Here is a 13,530-nt window from a genome sequence, read left to right on the forward strand (position 1 = left end):
CATCGCTGGCGCTCCTTCGAATCAAAGCGCCAGTGAGAGAATCATACAACATGCTGCAGAGACGCCACTTCTTGCTGCACCGAGTCAATCTGTCGCGCCCCAAAACCGTGTAGACACGCTAGTGCGAAAGCAGGGACCCATAACCACAAATGCTGATTGTTGAACGATGTTGGGACAACGAGTCCCACTCAACACCTGCCGCGGCGTATGGGTCCCTGCTTTCGCACGGACGACACCGAACAAGCTGTTTGACAGTTGAATCCGAAAACCAATGTGGCTCATAACCGCCGCAACGCGACGAACCGGCGTCCGCTGCTATCCAGCCGGCATCAGGATCGCCTCTCGCGCCGCGTGCCAGCTCGCCTCGTCGGGTGCGCACAGCAAGCCGCCGGTCAGATTGACCGGCCGGTAGGATGATCCGTCGAAATGCGCGCTGTAGCCGCCGGCCTCGCGATGCAGCAGCCAGCCCGCGGCATGATCCCACGGCATCAGCTTGTTGTAGAACAGCAGGTGGCAATGTCCGGAGGCCGCCATGCGATACTCGTGCGCGGCGCATCTGAGCCAGGCGCTGCCGCCGAGCCTGGAAAGATTGCCGGCGACAATTGTGCGTAGCGGCTCGGGCAGGAAGTTGACGCCGACGATCGTATCCATCTGCTTGACCGGCACGGCGGGAGCCACTTTCAGGTCATGCCGCCGGCCGTCCGGCATCGCGAGCCACGCGCCCTCGCCGCGCAGCGCGAATGCGGTGTCGTTGCTGACCGGATCATGGATCGCGCCGAGCACGATCTCGCCGCGCATGGTGGCCGCCACCATGGTGCCGAACAGCGGCAAGCTCGAGGTGAAGTTCCGCGTGCCGTCGATCGGATCGATGATGAAGGCAAGCTCCGCGGTTCCGACCTGATCGAGCGCGGCCGGATCACGCGCGGTGCCCTCCTCGCCGATCACAACCGCATTCGGAAACGCCCGCAGCAGCGCCGCCGATATCGCCTGCTCGGCAAGCTCATCGGCTTCGGTGACGACGTCGAATGCCGATGTCTTGGTGCGGACCTCGATCTCCCGCACGCGGCGGAACCGCGGCATGATCTCGCTGCGGCCGACTTCGGCAAGGATGGCTCCGATATCAAGCGCGTCGGCGTGGGACAGTTTCACGCGGCATTCTCCTGCGTTGCGCCGGCATCCTATCGTGGAATTGCGACTGCGTGGCGGTCAGCGGCGCTGGTTGTAGACATCGATGCAGACGGCGCCCAGCAGGACGAGGCCCTTGATCACTTGCTGATAATCGATGCCGATACCGAGGATCGACATGCCGTTGTTCATCACGCCCATGATCATGGCACCGACCACCGCGCCACCGACCCAGCCGACGCCGCCATAGGCCGACGCACCGCCGATGAAGCAGGCGGCGATCACATCGAGCTCGAAGCCGAGGCCGGCCTTCGGCGTCGCGGTGTTGAGCCGGGCTGCGAACACCAGCCCGGCGAGCGCGGCCAGCACGCCCATGTTGACGAAGGTGAAGAAGGTGAGCCGTTCGGTCTTGACGCCCGACAGTTTCGCCGCCTTGGCGTTGCCGCCCACCGCGTAGATCTGCCGCCCGATCACCGTCCGCCGCGTGACGAAGCCATAGAGCGCGATCAGGACGGTCATGATGACGAGCACGTTGGGCAGGCCGCGATGCGAGGCGATCAGGTAGGTGAAGTAGAGCACCGCGCCCGCCAGCGCGATGCTCTTGACGACGAAGAACGCATAGGGCTCGACGGCGATGCCGTGCGCCTGCTCACGCGCCCGGCTCCTGGCGGTCGCCAGCACCAGCACAAACGCCAGGACGATGCCGATCGCGAGCGACGTCGGATAGAGCGTGCCGGCGCTCGGGAACAGCTCGGGGATGAAGCCCGACGACAGCTTCTGGAAGGTCGGCGGGAACGGCCCGACCGACTGGCCCTGCAGGACCGCAAGCGCGAGGCCCTTGAACACCAGCATGCCCGCCAGCGTCACGATGAAGGACGGAATGCCGAAATAGGCCACCCAGTAGCCCTGGGCCGCGCCGATCGCGGCGCCGACCAAGAGGCAGGCGACGAAGGCGATCGGGTAGCTGACATGGTAGCGCACCATCAGCACCGCCGCGACGGCGCCGACGAAGCCCGCGACCGAGCCGACCGAAAGATCGATATGCCCGGTGACGATCACCAGCAGCATGCCGAGCGCCATGATGACGATGTAGCTGTTCTGCAGCACGAGATTGGTGAGGTTGAGCGGCTGCAACAGCGTGCCGTCGGTCACGATCTCGAAGAACAGCATGATCGCGAGCAGCGACAGCAGCATGCCGTAGTTGCGCAGATTGTTCTTGATGAAGCCGGAATGCCTGGGGGCCTCGGGAAGCGATACCGTCTTGTCGGTCATGGTGCCCCTCCTCCGGCGCGTGCCACCCTTTCGTCGGCGCGGCGTCCGGACATTCTGTCATTGCGCATGATGGCGCGCATGATCTTCTCCTGCGTCGCATCGTGGCCTGCGAACTCGCCGACGAAGGCGCCGTCATTCATCACGCAGATCCGGTCGCAGATGCCGAGCAGCTCGGGCATCTCCGAGGAGATCACCACGACGCCCCTGCCGGCCTCCGCCAGCTCGTTGATAATGGAGTAGATCTCGTATTTCGCGCCGACGTCGATCCCGCGCGTCGGCTCGTCCAGCAGCAGCACCCTCGGATCGGTCATCAGCCATTTCGACAGCACGACCTTCTGCTGGTTGCCGCCCGAGAGGTCGCCGGTCGCCTGGTAGACGTCGGAGCAGCGGATCCGCATCCGGGTGCGGTAGTCGCTCGCGGCCTTCAGCTCGGCGACATCGTCGATCACGCCGCGATCCGACACCTGGCGCAGGCTCGCCACCGTCACGTTCTTGCGGACGTCGGCGGCAAGGATCAGCCCGAGCTGCTTGCGGTCTTCGGTGACATAGGCGATGCCGGCATCGATCGCGGCCGGCACGCTGGACAGATCGGCCTCGCGTCCATCGAGGCGGACCTTGCCGGAGACGTTGGTGCCCCAGGCGCGGCCGAACAGGCTCATGGCGAACTCGGTGCGGCCGGCGCCCATCAGGCCGGCGATACCGACTACCTCGCCGCGCCGCAGTGTGAAGTCGACGTTCTTGATCACCTGCCGCTCGGTATGCAGCGGGTGATACACTGACCAGTTCTCCACCGTCATCACGGGTTCGCCGATCTCCGCCTTCCGCTCGGGAAAACGATGCGCCAGATCGCGGTCGACCATGCTGCGGATGATGCGGTCCTCCTCGATGCGCTCGGTCCGGCAGTCGATGCTGTCGACGGTGCGGCCGTCGCGCAGCACCGTGATGCGGTCGGCGACCCGCGCAACCTCGTTCAGCTTGTGCGAGATCAGGATCGAGGCGATGCCCTGCTCGCGGAAGGCCAGGAGACGCTCGAGCAAGGCGGCGCTGTCGGCCTCGTTGAGACTGGCGGTCGGCTCGTCGAGGATCAGGATGCGCACCCGCTTGGACAGGGCCTTGGCGATCTCCACGAGCTGCTGCTTGCCGACGCCGAGGTCGGTGATCAGCGTGTCCGGCGGCTCCCGCAAGCCGACCTGCGCCAACAGTTCGGCGGTCCGCCGATGCACCGCGTTGCGGTCGATGACGCCGAACCGCGACGGCGGATGCGACAGAAAGATGTTCTCGGCAATCGACATCAGCGGGATCAGCGCCAGCTCCTGATGGATGATGATGATCCCGAGCGCCTCGCTGTCGTTGATGTCGCGGAAGCGCCGCTCCTCGCCGTCGAACACGATCGATCCATCGTAGCTGCCGGCCGGATAGACTCCGCTCAAGACCTTCATCAAGGTCGACTTGCCGGCGCCGTTTTCGCCGACCAGCGCATGGATCTGCCCAGCCTCGACGGTAAAGCTGACGTCGCGCAACGCCTGCACGCCGGCAAAGCTCTTGCTGACGCCGCGCATCTCAAGCATTGCCGTCATCGGATCATGTCCTGCAGCGTCAATCGCCCCCCGGCCCGGCTCGCCGCCGCTTGCCCGGCGATCCGCCCTGAAGCCTATTCCGTTCCGATTAAATCGGAACGGGGCTCCAGATTCTAGTTTTGACGCGTTTTCCTCACGCGAACCGGTACCCGCTTCGCTCGAAAACGCTCTAGTCGAATTGCGAGCGCTTGTAATAGCCGCTGTCAATCAGGACTTTCTCCCAATTGGTCTTATCCACCACGACCGGCTTGAGGAGATAGGACGGAACCACCTTGACCCCGTTGTTGTAGGTCTTGGTGTCGTTGACGCTGACCTCCTTCTTGCTCAGCACAGCGTCGACCATGTCGGCGGTGACCTTGGCGAGGTCGCGGGTGTCCTTGAAGATGGTCGAATATTGCTCGCCGCGCAGCATCGCCTTGATCGAGGGGACTTCGGCATCCTGCCCGCTGATGTACGGCATCGGCTGGTCCTTGCTGCCGTAGCCGACGCTCTTCAGCGAGGAGATGATGCCGATCGACAGGCCGTCATAGGGCGACAGCACCGCGTCGACGCGCTTCTTGCCGTAGAACGCACTGAGCAGGTTGTCCATCCGCGCCTGCGCGGTCGCACCGTCCCAGCGCAGCGTCGCAACCTTGTTCATGCCCGTCTGGCCGCTGCCGACCACGAGCTTGCCGCTGTCGATATAGGGCTTCAACACCGACATCGCGCCGTCGTAGAAGAAGTACGCGTTGTTGTCGTCGGGCGAGCCGCCGAACAGCTCGATGTTGAAGGGCCCCTTGCCCTCCTTGAGCCCGAGCGCGTTCTCGATCGACTGGGCCTGCAGCACACCGACCTGGAAATTGTCGAAGGTCGCGTAATAGTCGACGTTGGGGGTGCCGCGGATCAGGCGGTCATAGGCGATCACCGTGATGCCCTGGGCCTTGGCCTGCTTCAGGACATCGGACAAGGTGGTGCCGTCGATGGCCGCGATGACCAGCACCTTGGCGCCCTTGGTCACCATGTTCTCGACCTGGGAGAGCTGGTTCGGAATGTCGTCTTCGGCATATTGCAGATCGGTGCCGTAGCCGCGCTCCTTCAGCACCTTGACCATGTTGTTGCCGTCGTCGATCCAGCGTGCCGAGGACTTGGTCGGCATCGCGATGCCGATGGTCGGCTTGCTCTGGGCCATGGCGTCGCGATCCGACACCGTCGCGGCAAGGCCGGCCAGCGCAAGCGCGAACAAGGTGGTCTTCAATTTGAACATGCTTCACTCCCTTGCTTTTTTGAGTTGGGATTCCAGTTGCCGTGGACAGCATCAATCGACGGCGATCGCTCGTGGGCCGGCCTCAGATTCTACGGCGATGTCGGATCGGCGCCGGGACCGTCACGAACCGAAATTGCGGAATGTCGATCGTACCCGTCAACAGCGCCAATGCTCGCTACGCATGGTCGGTCATGTCGATCCCGCAATGCCGGGTTCAGCCGCGAGCCATGTCGTTGGACGAACGAGGCGCAGGAATGACGTGGAGGATCATGAGGCGCCGGTCTCCCGGAATCGTTGGCGAGCGCCAGCGTCCGACAGGACGTCTGGCGGTGCGCTGCCGTTTTCTGCACCCTTTGGTTGATGTTGCCGCTGCAATGTGGACGCAAGCGCCGACTGGCCATTTATTTAATTATCCGAAGAAATTGATCGGAGACGCGGAGGGTCGCAGGGGTACTGTCCGGAATCGCTGGCAAGTCCCATCGCCTCCCAGGTGGTGCAGCACCGCTTCTGGTAACCTTTGGCCGGATTGTGCCTTCACCCTGCTATGGATGCAAGCGCCATTTATTTCATCATCTGAATAAATTGGCCTGAGCTGCCGGCCGGCGGCAGCGATCTTCAGGCGTCGATGTCAGAGAGATCGTCAACAACCAGCAATGCCTCGGTGAAATCGTCGTCGCTGAAATAGGTGCTGCGGGTGATGACCACGGGGATGCCGGCGCGCGCCGCGGCGGCGAGGCCGTTGCCGGAATCCTCGATTGCGACGCAATCTCCCGGCCCGAGCCCGAGCCGGGTCAGGACCTCGGTGTAGACGTCAGGCGCCGGCTTCTTCCGCGGCACGTCGTCGCCGGCAACGATCGCCTCGAACTGATCGGCCCAGTCCAGCCCCAGCGAAACCGAAAGCAGCGCATCGATATTGCCGTGCGAGGTGGTCGTTGCGATCGCCAGGCGCTGGCCGCGGCTGCGCGCGCCGGCGAGCCAGGCCCTGACACCCGGCCGCAATGGGCAGCCGCCCGAGGCAATCAGCGCGGCGTAGCGCGCGGTCTTGATCCTGTGCAGGTCGGCGATCTCGGCGAATGTCAGCATTGGGACCGCGTTGCGCTGGTCGAAGGCGCGGATGCGCTCCTTGCCTCCGGCCACCCGAAGCAGCCGCGCATAAGTGACCTGGTCCCAGAACCAATCGAGGCCGGCTTCGGCAAAGGCTTCATTGAAGGCGCGGCGGTGCACCTCCTCGGTTTCGGCGAGCGTGCCGTCGACATCGAAGATCAGGGCGCGGGCGCTCACGATGATGTCGCGCATCCCGGCGGACCGGATCACGGCGAGCGCCTCGTTCATCGTCCCTCGCCCGGCGCACCGGCGCCTTTGACGAACACCCGGCTAGCGAGCACGTCGCCGGCCTCGATCGACATCACGTCGTCGGCGGTGAGCGTGCGGTCGAGCTTCGCCACGATCCGGTTGGCCTGGCGCAGCCGGATGCGATCGAGCGCATTGCGGATCGAGCGTGCATTGGAGAACAGCGGCTGTTCTTTGCGCACGGCGATGTAACGGATGAAGGCCTCGCGGGCTTCCGGAGAGAACCGATAATTCTGCTGCTGCAACATCAGCTCGGCGATCCAGAGCAACTCGCCGTCCGAATAGTCCGGGAAATCGATATGATGCGCGATGCGGGAGCGGAAGCCTGGATTGCTCTGGAAGAATTTCTCCATGCGGTCGCCATAGCCGGCCAGGATCACCACCAGATCCTCGCGCTGCTGCTCCATCACCTGCAGCAGGATCTCGATCGCCTCCTGCCCGTAGTCGCGCTCATTTTCCGGGCGATAGAGGTAATAGGCCTCGTCGATGAACAGCACGCCGCCCATCGCCTTCTTCAATATCTCTTTCGTCTTCGGCGCGGTGTGGCCGATATATTGGCCGACGAGGTCGTCGCGCGTGACGCTGATGACGTGGCCGCGGCGCACGAAGCCGAGCTTGTGCAGGATGCCGGCCATCCGCAGCGCGACCGTGGTCTTGCCGGTGCCGGGGTTGCCGGTGAACGACATGTGCAGGGTCGGAAACGTCGTCGCCAGCGCCATCTTCTGCCTGATGCGTTCGACCAGCAGCAGCGAGGCGATCTCGCGGATGCGGGTCTTCACCGGCTTCAGGCCGATCAATTCGGTATCGAGCTGGTCGAGCACGTCGCCGATGCCGAGGTCGGCGAATTCATGGCGAAGGTCGATGGTCTCGAGCGGGGTCTCGCGGATTTGTTCGCTGATCTGTTCTTGCGCCTGCGTCATTATCATCTCGCCTGGAAAAGCTCCGTCGCCGCGGCGGCGACGACGGAGAAGTGCATCCGGACCAGGACGGTCGAGGGAGCAACCCGCCTGGTTTGCAAGCCGGACGCGGTCAATGATCGGTGTAGCGTTCGCCTTCGGGGCGGCCCGCTGCATAGGAATGGGTCGCATAACGCAGATTGCGTCCGGCCGCCTCCTGGCGGTCGAGCCGGAAGCCTGGCTCCTCCTGCGGCCGGTTGACGATGAAGGAGATGCGAACCGACTCCCAGCCCGGGCTGGAATCAAAGCCGGAGATCCGGATATAGCGGTCGCCATAGACCCGTCGGCAGTCGGCGAGCTCCTTCATGATGCCCGCCGCATCGCGCAGGTCGAACATCGGCAGGCCCCACATGTCCCAATAGGTGTTGCGGGGATGCGGATCGTCGGTGAACTCGATGTTCACCGCCCAACCCTTGTCGAGGCAGTATTGCACCTGCGCAGCGATCTGCTCGTCGGTGAGATCGGGCAGGAACGAGAAGCAGCCTTGGGTAACGCGCATGAGTATCTCCTCTCAGACCGCCATGCTCGGCGTGGGAACGAAATCGGGGGCGTCGGTCGACTCGTAGTTGAAGGTGACGTCCTTCCAGACGTCGAGCGCCTCGCGCAGCGGCGTGCAGGTCTGCGCCGCCTTGGCCAGGATCTCCGGCCCCTCATGGACGTAGTCGCGCCCCTCGTTGCGGGCGAGGATCATGGCCTCCAGCGCGACGCGGTTGGCGGTGGCGCCGGCCTGGATGCCGCGGGGATGGCCGATGGTGCCGCCGCCGAACTGCAGCACGACGTCCTCGCCGAGCAGATCGAGCAGCTGGTGCATCTGGCCGGCATGAATGCCGCCAGAGGCCACCGGCATCAGCTTGTTGAGGCTCGCCCAGTTCTGGTCGAAGAACACGCCGTGCTCCAGGTGCAACGGATTGAAGTCCTCGCGGCAGATGTCGTAATAGCCGCGGGTGGTGTTCGGATCGCCCTCGAGCTTGCCGACCACCGTGCCGGCATGGATGTGATCGACGCCGGCGAGCCGCATCCATTTCGCGATCACGCGGAACGAGACACCGTGGCTGCGCTGCCGCGTGTAGGTCGAGTGGCCGGCGCGATGCAGATGCAGGATCATGTTGTTCCTGCGCGCCCACTTCGCCATCGACTGGATCGCGGTGTAGCCGATCACAAGGTCGATCATGACGATGTTGGAGCCGAGCTCATGGGCAAACTCCGCGCGCTCGTACATGTCCTCCATGGTCGCCGCGGTGACGTTGAGATAGGTCCCCTTGATCTCGCCGGTCGCGGCCTGCGCGCGGTTGACCGCCTCCATGCAGTAGAGGAAGCGCTCGCGCCAGTGCATGAAGGGCTGCGAGTTGATGTTCTCGTCGTCCTTGGTGAAATCGAGCCCGCCTTTCAAGGCTTCATAAACAACGCGGCCGTAGTTGCGGCCGGACAGGCCGAGCTTCGGCTTCACGGTGGCGCCGAGCAACGGACGGCCGAACTTGTCGAGCCGCTCGCGCTCCACCACGATGCCGGTCGCGGGGCCCTGGAATGTCTTCACGTAGGCGGTCGGCAGCCTCATGTCCTCGAGCCGCAGCGCCTTCAGCGGCTTGAAGCCGAACACATTGCCGATGATCGAGGCCGTCAGGTTCGAGATCGAGCCCGGCTCGAACAGGTCGAGGTCATAGGCGATGTAGGCGAAGTAGCTGCCCGGCGAATTCGGCACCGGATCGACGCGGTAGCACTTCGCCCGGTATTTCTCCGCGGCCGTCAGCCGGTCGGTCCACACCACGGTCCAGGTCGCGGTCGAGGATTCGCCCGCCACCGCCGCGCAGGCTTCGGTCGGATCGACGCCATCCTGCGGCGTGACGCGGAACAAGGCGATGACGTCGGTGTCCTTGGGCTCGTAGTTCGGCTCCCAATAGCCCATCCGCTTGTATTCCATCACGCCGGACTTGTAGCGATCCTTGCCGCGCACTGTGATCGACTGCTGCATGTTCATCGAAATCTCCTGTGGTTCGTCGCCATTTGCTCAGGCGGCCTGGGTCATCTTTCCAATTTGCGGATCGAGCGCGCCGGCGCGATAGCGGCGGGCCATCTCCGGCAGTGCAACCACCTTGATCCGGGCGGCATTGCCGGCCGTGCCGAACTGCTCGAAGCGATCACGGCAGAGTTCGCGCAGCGCATCCATCGCAGGCTTCAGGAATTTGCGCGGATCGAACTCGCTCTTCGATTGGACGGCGACCTTGCGGAAGGCCGCCGCCATCGCCAGGCGGCAATCGGTGTCAATATTGACCTTGCGCACCCCGTGCTTGATGCCGCGGACGATCTCCTCGACCGGGACGCCCCAGGTCTGCGGCATCTCGCCGCCGAACTGGTTGAACATGTCCTGCAGCGGCTGCGGCACCGAGGACGAGCCGTGCATCACCAGATGCGTGTTCGGCAGCCGCGTGTGGATCTCCTCGACCACGCGCATCGCCAGGATCTCGCCGTCGGGCCGCCGCGTGAACTTGTAGGCGCCGTGCGAGGTGCCCATCGCGATCGCGAGCGCATCGACCTTGGTGGCGCGGACGAAATCGACCGCCTGGTCCGGATCGGTGAGCAGCTGATCATGACTCAGCTTGCCCTCGACGCCATGGCCGTCCTCCTGCTCGCCGCCGCCATGCTCGAGCGAGCCGAGCACGCCGAGCTCGCCTTCGACCGACGCGCCGACCCAGTGCGCCATGTCGACCACCCGGCGGGTGATATCGACATTGTAGTCATAGTCGGCTGCGGTCTTGGCGTCGGCCTTGAGCGAGCCGTCCATCATGACGGAAGTGAAGCCGTAGCGGATCGCGGTGGCGCAGGTCGCCTCTTCATTGCCGTGATCGAGATGCAGGCAGAGCGGAATCTGCGGATGCATCTCCTCGAGCGCGTCGATCATCTTCGCCAGCATGATGTCGTTGGCATAGGAGCGCGCGCCGCGCGAGGCCTGGATGATGACAGGCGCATCGCAGGAAGCCGCCGCCTCCATGATGGCGAGGCCCTGCTCCATATTGTTGATGTTGAAGGCCGGAACGCCGTAGCCGCGTTCGGCGGCGTGGTCCAGCAACTGCCTCAGGGTTATCCGCGCCATGGTGGCGTCCTCCTTTCAATTCGCTCGTTGAATGAGCTGTTTTGCTGCAGCAGCGATTGCCGCGGGCGTGATGCCGAATTCGCGGTAGAGCACGTCGGCCGGCGCGGAAGCGCCGAAGCCGGCCATGCCGACGAACGCACCGTTGTCGCCGAGCCAGCGGGCCCAGTCGCCCTCGACCGCAGCCTCCACGCCGACGCGCGGGGCGCTGCCCAGCACCTGGGCGCGATAGTCGCTCGGCTGCTGGCGGAAAAGGTCGAAGCACGGGCCCGAGACGACCGCGGCCTGTACCCCGTCTTCCGCCAGCAGCTTTGCGGCTTCGAGCGCAATCGCCACCTCCGAACCCGTTGCAATCAGGGTGACGTCACGCGCGAAGGCCGGCTCGACGAGAACGTAGGCGCCGAGCGCGACCTGGTTGTCCTTGCTGCCGTCGCGAACCGTCGGCAGCGCCTGCCGCGACAGGCAGAGGATCGACGGCGAGGTCTCTGCCTTCAGCGCGCAGTCCCACGCTTCCGCGGTCTCGACCGCATCGGCCGGACGGAACACCAGGACGTTTGGGATCGCGCGCAGCGCCGCCAGATGCTCGACCGGCTGATGGGTCGGCCCGTCCTCGCCGAGCCCGATGGAATCGTGGGTCATCACATGGATGACGCGGATCCCCATCAGCGCCGCAAGGCGGATCGCCGGCCGGCTGTAATCGGCAAAGCTGAGGAAGGTGCCGCCATAAGGAATGAACCCGCCGTGCAGGGCGATGCCGTTCATCGCCGCGGCCATGCCGTGTTCGCGGATGCCATAGTGGATGTAGCTGCCGTCGAGCGTTTCCGGCCGCACCGAAACCTGCGACTTCGCCAGCGTCAGATTGGAGTGCGTGAGGTCGGCCGAGCCGCCCAGCAAATTGGGCAACGCCTCCGCGATCACGTCGATGACCTGCTGCGAAGCCTGTCGCGTGGCGAGCTTCGGCCGCTCGGTCGCGAACCGCTCCACCAACTTTGCCATCGCCTCGGCATAGGCGCAGGGCAATTTCCGGTTCAGCGCATCGTGGAACGGAGACCGCTCGGCCCTGTCGCCCTTGCAGGCGCTGCGCGAACGGTCGATCCAGGCCCGCCGCGCGTCGCGGCCGCGGCCGCCGAGCTCGCGCCACTCCGCCAGCACCGCATCGGGGATTTCGAATGCCGGATACGGCCAGCGCAGCGCGGCACGGGTCTTCGCCATCTCATCGGCACCGAGCGGCGCGCCATGCACCTTTTCGCTACCCTGCCGGTTCGGCGCACCGAACCCGATCACCGTCCGGCAGGCGATCAACGACGGACGATCGCTCGATCGCGCCTGCCTGATCGCCGCGGTAATCGCCTGCGGATCGTGGCCGTCGATGCGGTTGACGTTCCAGCCGCTGGCCTTGAACCGCGCTGCCTGGTCGTCCGAACAGGACAGCGACGTGACGCCGTCGATCGAGATATGATTGTCGTCGAACAGCACGATCAAGCGGTTCAGCCGCAAATGGCCGGCCAGCGAGATCGCCTCATGGCTGATGCCTTCCATCAGGCAGCCATCGCCGGCGATCACATAGGTGTAGTGGTCGACGAGGTCGTCGCCGAAGCGCGCGTTCATCAGCCGTTCGGCAAGCGCCATGCCGACCGCGGTCGCAACCCCCTGCCCGAGCGGCCCGGTCGTGGTCTCGACACCCGGGGTGTGGCCGTACTCGGGATGGCCCGGGGTCTTCGATCCCCACTGCCGGAATGCCTTGAGCTGATCGAGCGTCATGCTCTCGTAGCCCGTCAGATAGAGCAGCGCGTAGAGCAGCATCGAGCCGTGCCCCGCCGACAGCACGAAGCGGTCGCGGTCGGGCCAGGCCGGATCGGCCGGGTCGAACTTCAGGAACTCCGTGAACAGCACGGTCGCGACATCGGCCATGCCCATCGGCATGCCGGGGTGGCCGGATTTCGCCTGCTCGACCGCGTCGACGGCGAGGAAGCGGATGGCGTTCGCCATCTCGTCGTGGCTGATTTCGGGGCGGCTGGCAACGGACGCAAGTGCGGTCATATCGTTCGCCTCTTTCGTTCGATCAGTTGCAGGATCAGCGGGGTCAGGATGAGCTGCATCGCGAGGTCGAGCTTGGCGCCGTGCACCACGATCGAATTGGCGCGCGACATGAAGCTGTTCGGGATCATCGAGAGCAGATAGGGAAAATCGATGCCGCGCGGATTCTTCAAGCGGATCACGACCATCGATTCATCCGGCGTCGGGATCCAGCGCGCGATGAACGGGTTCGACGTGTCGACGGTCGGCACGCGCTGGAAGTTGATGTCGGTCTCGGTGAATTGCGGACAAATGTAATTCACGTAGTCCGGCATGCGGCGCAGGATGGTGTCGGTCACCGCCTCGGTGGAGTAGCCGCGATGGCTGCGGTCGCGGTGCAGCTTCTGGATCCATTCGAGGTTGATGACCGGCACGACGCCGATCTTGAGGTCGGCATGCTGCGCGACATTCACCTTGGCGGTGACCACGGCACCGTGCAGGCCCTCGTAGAACAAGAGGTCGGAATTCTCCGGCAGCGCCTCCCAGGCGGTGAAGGTGCCGGGCTTGGCGCCGTAGAGCCGCGCCTCATCCTCGTCGTGCACATAGTGCCGCGTGGTTCCGGTGCCGGTCTCGGCATAGTCGCTGAACAGCTTCTCCAGCTCCTCGAACAAATTGGTCTCGGGGCTGAAATGGCTGAAGTGCTTGTTGCCGTGCTCGGCCCTCTCCGCCATCAGGCTGCGCATCTCGGCGCGGTCGTAGCGGTGGAAGGCGTCGCCCTCGATATAGGCGGCGACCACGTTCTCGCGGCGGAAGATGTTCTCGAACGTCTTCTTCACCGAGGTGGTGCCGGCCCCGGAGGAGCCGGTGATCGAGATGATGGGATGCCGACGTGACATGCGGTCCTCC

Annotated in this window: 11 protein-coding genes; all 11 read right to left on the bottom strand. The window is 64.6% G+C overall.

The window, feature by feature from the left end; all coding sequences use genetic code 11:
* Nucleotides 1-315: 315 nt before the first annotated feature.
* On the bottom strand, nucleotides 316-1,149 hold the full coding sequence (locus Q2M23_RS22380) for an inositol monophosphatase family protein (protein ID WP_076833465.1): 834 nt from the start codon (nucleotides 1,147-1,149) through the stop codon (nucleotides 316-318).
* A 57-nt stretch (nucleotides 1,150-1,206) separates the two neighbouring features.
* On the bottom strand, nucleotides 1,207-2,397 hold the full coding sequence (gene mmsB, locus Q2M23_RS22385; RefSeq protein ID WP_076833463.1) for a multiple monosaccharide ABC transporter permease: 1,191 nt from the start codon (nucleotides 2,395-2,397) through the stop codon (nucleotides 1,207-1,209).
* Nucleotides 2,394-3,974 carry a multiple monosaccharide ABC transporter ATP-binding protein gene (gene mmsA, locus Q2M23_RS22390; protein ID WP_076833461.1) on the bottom strand — a complete coding sequence of 527 codons (1,581 nt, stop codon included), beginning with the start codon at nucleotides 3,972-3,974 and terminating at the stop codon, nucleotides 2,394-2,396. Before mmsA ends, mmsB begins: the two co-directional genes overlap by 4 nt.
* A 169-nt stretch (nucleotides 3,975-4,143) precedes the next feature.
* Nucleotides 4,144-5,217 (bottom strand): multiple monosaccharide ABC transporter substrate-binding protein, encoded by a 1,074-nt coding sequence (chvE, locus tag Q2M23_RS22395; protein ID WP_057015877.1) that lies wholly within the window; start codon nucleotides 5,215-5,217, stop codon nucleotides 4,144-4,146.
* Nucleotides 5,218-5,832: 615 nt separating this feature from the next.
* Nucleotides 5,833-6,549, bottom strand: coding sequence for an HAD family hydrolase (locus Q2M23_RS22400; RefSeq protein ID WP_076833459.1), 717 nt, complete (start codon nucleotides 6,547-6,549; stop codon nucleotides 5,833-5,835).
* On the bottom strand, nucleotides 6,546-7,487 hold the full coding sequence (gene cbbX, locus Q2M23_RS22405) for a CbbX protein (RefSeq protein WP_316397084.1): 942 nt from the start codon (nucleotides 7,485-7,487) through the stop codon (nucleotides 6,546-6,548). The genes Q2M23_RS22400 and cbbX overlap by 4 nt, the downstream gene beginning before the upstream one ends.
* Nucleotides 7,488-7,596: 109 nt before the next feature.
* On the bottom strand, nucleotides 7,597-8,022 hold the full coding sequence (locus tag Q2M23_RS22410) for a ribulose bisphosphate carboxylase small subunit (RefSeq protein WP_076833455.1): 426 nt from the start codon (nucleotides 8,020-8,022) through the stop codon (nucleotides 7,597-7,599).
* Nucleotides 8,023-8,034: 12 nt separating this feature from the next.
* A complete protein-coding gene (locus tag Q2M23_RS22415; RefSeq protein ID WP_038377118.1) occupies nucleotides 8,035-9,492 on the bottom strand; it encodes a form I ribulose bisphosphate carboxylase large subunit in 1,458 nt (485 codons plus the stop codon).
* Nucleotides 9,493-9,528: 36 nt separating this feature from the next.
* A complete protein-coding gene (gene fba, locus Q2M23_RS22420) occupies nucleotides 9,529-10,611 on the bottom strand; it encodes a class II fructose-bisphosphate aldolase (RefSeq protein ID WP_076833454.1) in 1,083 nt (360 codons plus the stop codon).
* A 15-nt stretch (nucleotides 10,612-10,626) separates the two neighbouring features.
* Nucleotides 10,627-12,648 (bottom strand): transketolase, encoded by a 2,022-nt coding sequence (gene tkt, locus Q2M23_RS22425; RefSeq protein WP_316397085.1) that lies wholly within the window; start codon nucleotides 12,646-12,648, stop codon nucleotides 10,627-10,629.
* Nucleotides 12,645-13,520, bottom strand: a complete 876-nt coding sequence (locus Q2M23_RS22430; protein WP_168857117.1) for a phosphoribulokinase — start codon at nucleotides 13,518-13,520, stop codon at nucleotides 12,645-12,647. Before Q2M23_RS22430 ends, tkt begins: the two co-directional genes overlap by 4 nt.
* Between the last annotated feature and the right edge of the window lie 10 nt (nucleotides 13,521-13,530).

Source organism: Bradyrhizobium sp. 33ap4 (assembly GCF_032654765.1).
GTDB lineage: Bacteria > Pseudomonadota > Alphaproteobacteria > Rhizobiales > Xanthobacteraceae > Bradyrhizobium > Bradyrhizobium australafricanum.

Bases quoted from the DNA above. Each gene is read 5' to 3' on its own strand.
- cbbX (WP_316397084.1), bottom strand. From the start codon at position 7,487: ATGACGCAGGCGCAAGAACAGATCAGCGAACAAATCCGCGAGACCCCG.
- Q2M23_RS22415 (WP_038377118.1), bottom strand. From the start codon at position 9,492: ATGCAGCAGTCGATCACAGTGCGCGGCAAGGATCGCTACAAGTCCGGC.
- Q2M23_RS22430 (WP_168857117.1), bottom strand. From the start codon at position 13,520: ATGTCACGTCGGCATCCCATCATCTCGATCACCGGCTCCTCCGGGGCC.
- Q2M23_RS22400 (WP_076833459.1), bottom strand. From the start codon at position 6,549: ATGAACGAGGCGCTCGCCGTGATCCGGTCCGCCGGGATGCGCGACATC.
- mmsA (WP_076833461.1), bottom strand. From the start codon at position 3,974: ATGACGGCAATGCTTGAGATGCGCGGCGTCAGCAAGAGCTTTGCCGGC.
- mmsB (WP_076833463.1), bottom strand. From the start codon at position 2,397: ATGACCGACAAGACGGTATCGCTTCCCGAGGCCCCCAGGCATTCCGGC.
- chvE (WP_057015877.1), bottom strand. From the start codon at position 5,217: ATGTTCAAATTGAAGACCACCTTGTTCGCGCTTGCGCTGGCCGGCCTT.
- tkt (WP_316397085.1), bottom strand. From the start codon at position 12,648: ATGACCGCACTTGCGTCCGTTGCCAGCCGCCCCGAAATCAGCCACGAC.
- Q2M23_RS22410 (WP_076833455.1), bottom strand. From the start codon at position 8,022: ATGCGCGTTACCCAAGGCTGCTTCTCGTTCCTGCCCGATCTCACCGAC.
- fba (WP_076833454.1), bottom strand. From the start codon at position 10,611: ATGGCGCGGATAACCCTGAGGCAGTTGCTGGACCACGCCGCCGAACGC.